Genomic DNA, 5,175 nt, shown 5'->3' on the forward strand with positions numbered 1-5,175 from the left:
CGGCCGCAGGCCGCCGGCGCTGACCCCCTACGTCGGCTTCGCCGCCACCTCCCCCAGAGGGGGAGGATCTTGGTTCCTACCCAGCCACTTCCGCACCAGATCCGGGTCATCGACCGTCGCCGACAGGCCCACGCGGCGCATGCGCGGCGCGAACTGCTGTAGGCGGGCGATGTCCAGCGCCAGCAGGTCGCCGCGCTTGGAGGGCCACATGGCGTGGGCCTCGTCGACGATGACGCAGGAGAGGTCTGCGAAGTATTCCCGCGCGCCTTCCCAGGCGCAGAACAGGGCGAGTTGCTCGGGCGTGGTCAGAAGGATGTCGGGCGGGCGGATGCGCTGGCGGGCCTTGCGGCTTTCGCCGGTGTCGCCGGTGCGGCTTTCGGCGACGATGGACAGGCCCATCTCGCGGATGGGGGTCATCAGGTTGCGCTCGACGTCGACGGCCAGGGCCTTGAGCGGCGAGATGTAGAGGGTGTGGATGCCGGCCGGGGTGTTGCGGGGCGCCCGTTCGGCCAGCTCGATCAGGCTGGGCAGGAAGCCCGCCAGGGTCTTGCCGCCGCCGGTCGGGGCGATCAGCAGGGCGTCGCGGCCGGCCCTGGCCTTCTCGATCATCGCCAGCTGGTGGGCGCGCGGCGCCCAGCCCCTGGCGGCGAACCAGTCTTGAAAACGGGGTGGAAGCAGGTCGGCCGGAACCATCGACGGGGCTATAGCATGTTCCTGTTCTGTTTCTGGCGGGGAATCGACAGTTCGCGACAGAACGATGTGCGAAGTTTGCCCTGGCTGGCGAGGCTCCCTAGGGTCGGCCCGCAAGTTTCCGGAGTTCGCCCATGTCCCGCGCCGCCCTTCTGCTGACCGCCGCCCTGGCCCTGCCGGCCCTGGCTCATGCTCAAGCGAAGATCGACAGCGGGCCGATCGATCCGGCCAGGCTGTCGGAGATCACCCGGGTGCTGGCGTCGGACGAGTTCCAGGGGCGCGCGCCGGGCGGTCCGGCTGAGCAGAAGACCACCGACTACATCGCCGCCCAGTTCAAGGCGCTTGGCCTGGAGCCGGCCGGCGACGCAGGGTCCTACACCCAGAAGGTGCCGCTGGTGCACACCCGCATCGACGGGCCGATCGCCATGAGCTTCGCCACCGCTGGCGGCGCGGTGTCCCTGGCGCAGGGTGAGCAGGCCCAGGTGATGACCCTGCTGCCGGTCGACGCCGTGGCGATCAAGGACGCGCCGCTGGTGTTCGTCGGCTACGGCGTCAGCGCGCCGGAGCGCGGCTGGGACGACTTCAAGGGCGCGGACCTGAAGGGCAAGGTCGCCGTCTTCCTGATCAGCGATCCCGACCTGGAAGCGGTCGAGGGCGAGCCGGCCTTCGGCAAGTTCGGCGGCAAGGCGGCCACCTATTACGCCCGCTGGACCTACAAGTATGAAGAGGCCGTGCGACGCGGGGCGGTCGGCGCGCTGATCGTCCACGAGACCCTCGGCGCCGGCTACGGCTGGAGCACGGTGAAGGCCTCGAACGGCGAGGGTTACGACATCGTCCGTCCGAACCCGGCCAAGGAGAAGCTGCAGTTGCAGGGCTGGATCCAGCGTGACGTGGCCGTCGATCTCTTCAAGCGCTCGGGCCTGGATTTCGAGGCGCTGAAGAAGGCCGCCCGCGATCCGTCGTTCAAGCCTGTGGCCCTGAAGAGCGCCAGCTTCTCGGCCGCCTACAAGGTCGCCCATGAGCCGATGATCAGCCACAACGTCGTCGCCAGGCTGCCGGGCGCGACTCACGCCGACGAGAGCCTGATGTACGCCGCCCACTGGGACGCCTACGGCGTCGGCGCGCCGGACGCGCAGGGCAAGACGATCCGGGCGGGCGCGGCCGACGACGCCATCGGCGTGGCGGGCGTGATCGAGGTGGCGCGGGCCTTCAAGCAGGGCCCGGCGCCGCAGCGCTCGATCCTGTTCGCCGCCTGGACGGGCGAGGAGCGGGGCCTCTTGGGCTCGGAATACTATGCCGTGAAGGCCGGCGACGCGGCGCTGGGCAAGATGGCCGCCAACTACACCCTCGACGTGCTGCAGACCGCCGGTCCGGCCAAGGACATCGTGCTGGTCGGGGCTGGCCAGAACGAACTGGAGCAGGGCCTGGCCAAGGCCGCGGCCGCGCAGGGGCGCACCGTGACGCCGGACGCCAAGCCCGAGCGGGCGCTGTTCTACCGCGCCGACCACTTCTCGCTGGCCAAGCGCGGGGTGCCGGTGCTGCTGGTGATGGGCCTGGGCGGCGGGGCGGACCTGCTGAACGGCGGCCGCGCGGCCGGCGACGCCTGGGTCGCCGACTACACCAGCCGCTGCTATCACCAGCCCTGCGACGCCTGGAGCGCCGACTGGGACCTGCGGGGCGCGGCCCAGGACGTGGCCCTGGTCTACGAGGCCGGCAAGGCGATCGCCAATTCGCGGACCTGGCCCGACTGGAACGCCGGCTCGGAGTTCAAGCCGGTCCGCGCGGCCAGCGCCTCGGTCCGCGAGTAGGGGTCTCAGGCGAGGCCCGCCCGTCTGGCGTAGGCCTCGCGCGCCCGGCCCGAGCGCACGAAGACCCGGGTGATGCGCTTGTCGACGCCCTGGATCAGGTCGGCGAAGTGGTCGCTGGCGGCCTCGATGTCGGCGGCGGTCAGGTCGTCCTGGAAGTCGAGGGTGACGCCCAGAAGGATCTCTTGAGGCCCCAGGTGCATGCTCAGCACCTCGGTCACGCTCTCGATGCGCGGGTCGGCCGCCAGCGTCTTGCGCACGGCCTCGACGATGCGCGGGGAGGCGGCCTCGCCGGTCAGCAGGCTGCGGGTCTCGTTGGCCAGGAAGACCGCCACCACCACCAGCAGGACGCCGATGGCGACCGAGGCCGCGCCGTCGGCCCAGGGCAGGCCCAGCATGGCGCCGGCCACGCCCAGGGCGGCGATCGCCAGGCCGGCCAGGGCCGCGCCGTCCTCCAGCAGCACCGCGAAGATCGACGGGTCCTTGCTGCGGCGGATGGCGGTGAAGAACGGGGCGTCGCCGCGCAGGGTCTTGAACTCCTTCAGCGCCACCAGGAACGAGCCGCCCTCGAACAGCGCCGCCAGGCCCAGCACGACGAAGTTGATCCACGGCCGGTCGATGGCCTCGGGCGCGCGGATCTTCAGCACGCCCTCGTAGATCGAGAAGGCCCCGCCCAGGGCGAAGATCAGCAGGGCCACCACGAACGACCAGAAATAGACCTCCATGCCGTAGCCGAACGGATGGCTGGCGCTGGGTTTCTTGCGGGCGCGGGCCAGGCCCAGCAGCAGCAGGCCCTGGTTGCCGGTGTCGACGCTGGAGTGGATGGCCTCGGTCAGCATGGCCGACGAGCCGGTCAGGCCGAAAGCGACGAACTTGGTCGCGGCGATGGCCAGGTTCCCGGCCAGGGCGGCGTAGACGACGATGTGGGCGCTGCTGCGGTTCGCGGTCGAGGCCATGGCGCAGCAACGCAGGCTGGAGGCGCGCGTTCCTGCCGCGATCGCCGTTCCTCCTTTACCCGGCCCCTTTACCACTAGGCGGTGAGCCCTTACGCAGGGCGCTCTTTCCGGCCGCGACGGGCGGCCGAATCCACGCAAGGTCCTTTCATGCCCTCGGGTCTCGTCGCGCTCCTGGATGACGTCGCCGGCATCGCCAAGATCGCCGCCGCCTCGATCGACGACGTCGGGGCCGCCGCCGGCAAGGCGGGGACCAAGGCCGTGGGCGTGGTGGTCGACGACGCGGCCGTGACCCCGGGCTACGCCATGGGCTTCACCCCCGACCGCGAACTGCCGATCGTAGCCAAGATCGCCGTCGGCTCGCTGCGCAACAAGCTGCTGTTCCTGCTGCCGGGCGCGCTGGTGCTCAGCGCGTTCGCGCCCTGGCTGGTGACGCCGATCCTGATGCTGGGCGGGGCCTATCTGGCCTTCGAGGCGACCGAGAAGATCCTCGAGATCTTCGTCCATCACGACGAGGCCGTGGAGACCGAGGAACTGGCCCTCAGCGGTCCGGAGCTGGAGAAGGAGAAGGTCGGCGGGGCCATCCGCACCGACCTGATCCTGTCGGCCGAGATCATGGCCATCGCCCTGGCCGACGTGTCGGATCAGTCGATCCCCGTCCAGGCCGCCGCCCTGGCGGTGGTGGGCGTGGTGATCACCATCCTAGTCTACGGCGTGGTCGGGCTGATCGTGAAGATGGACGACATCGGCCTGCACATGGCCAAGAGCCCGCGCGCAGCGACGCAGAAGTTCGGCCGCGGCCTGGTCAAGGCCATGCCGGTGGTGATGAGCAGCCTGGGCTATATCGGCACGGCGGCCATGCTGTGGGTCGGCGGCGGCATCATCGTGCACGGCCTGCACCACTTCCACCTGACGCCGATCCCCGGCTGGGTCGAGGGTCTCCAGCACTGGGCCGGCCTGGTTCCGGTCATTGGTCCGGTGACCGGCTGGCTGGCCATGGCCCTGGCGTCGGCGGTGGTCGGCCTGGTCATCGGCGGCGTCATCGCCGGCGTGCTGCACTTCATTCCGCGCAAGAAGGCGCACTAGGTCGGGGAGGGCGGATTGGCCGAACCCAAGCCGAAAGCCGTCAAGAAGGCCGCGCCGCGCAAGTCGGTGAACGCGGCCAACCTGGCGCACCTGGGCCCCGAGGCCCTGGCCGAGCTGCTGATGGAGGTGGCCGATGGCCATGCGGCCATTAAGCGCCGGCTGAAGCTGGCCCTGTTGGGCGAGGTGGGGGCGGCCGACCTGGCGGCCGAGATCGACAAGCGCATCGACGCCATCGCCGACAGCCGCGCCCGCATCAACTGGCGCAAGTTCAAGGAATTCGTCCGCGATCTGGACGCCCATCGCGCCTCGGCGGCGGGGCGGCTGGGCGAGCTCGACCCCAACCTCGCCGTGCCGGTGCTGGTGCGGCTGGTGCGGGTGTCGGAAGACCTGGAAGGGCGGATCAAGGATCCCAAGGGCGAACTGGCGGCGGTGTTCGACCAAGCCGTTGTGGACGTGGCGGCCCTGTCGCCAAAGGCCCTGACGCTGGACAGCCGCTCGCTGGCCGACGCCCTGCTGGCCTTCGTCGAGGGGGCTTCGACCAAGCTGTCGGTCGATCTGCTGCGCGCCGCCGCCCCGGCCCTGGCCGGCGACGCCGTGGCCGTGCTGCGCGGCAGGGTGCGCGAGCGTCTGGCCGCCCAGCG

4 protein-coding genes and 1 pseudogene are annotated in these 5,175 nt (G+C 70.7%); 3 read left to right on the forward strand and 2 right to left on the reverse strand.

The features are described 5' to 3' along the window. Positions 1-30: 30 nt before the first annotated feature. Positions 31-693 (reverse strand): annotated as a pseudogene (locus DMC18_RS20810) (DEAD/DEAH box helicase); the annotation flags it as partial. Between the two features lie 131 nt (positions 694-824). Between DMC18_RS20810 and DMC18_RS20815 the strand changes: the two are divergent. Continuing rightward, on the forward strand, positions 825-2,498 hold the full coding sequence (locus DMC18_RS20815) for a M28 family metallopeptidase (protein ID WP_110119592.1): 1,674 nt from the start codon (positions 825-827) through the stop codon (positions 2,496-2,498). A 5-nt stretch (positions 2,499-2,503) separates the two neighbouring features. Here the strand turns inward: DMC18_RS20815 and DMC18_RS20820 are convergent, their stop codons facing one another. Next, positions 2,504-3,451 carry a cation diffusion facilitator family transporter gene (locus DMC18_RS20820; protein ID WP_110119593.1) on the reverse strand — a complete coding sequence of 316 codons (948 nt, stop codon included), beginning with the start codon at positions 3,449-3,451 and terminating at the stop codon, positions 2,504-2,506. A gap of 147 nt (positions 3,452-3,598) precedes the next feature. Here DMC18_RS20820 and DMC18_RS20825 point away from each other — a divergent pair, with 147 nt between their 5' ends. Together DMC18_RS20825 and DMC18_RS20830 are read left to right on the forward strand one after the other, a co-directional pair. Next, entirely contained in the window at positions 3,599-4,534 is a 936-nt protein-coding gene (locus tag DMC18_RS20825) for a DUF808 domain-containing protein (protein ID WP_110119594.1), read from the forward strand. A gap of 15 nt (positions 4,535-4,549) precedes the next feature. Then, the coding region (locus DMC18_RS20830) for a DUF6880 family protein (protein ID WP_370444630.1) at positions 4,550-5,175 on the forward strand (626 nt) is incomplete at its 3' end.

The sequence above is a fragment of the Caulobacter sp. D5 genome, assembly GCF_003185805.1.
In the GTDB taxonomy this organism is placed as follows: domain Bacteria; phylum Pseudomonadota; class Alphaproteobacteria; order Caulobacterales; family Caulobacteraceae; genus Caulobacter.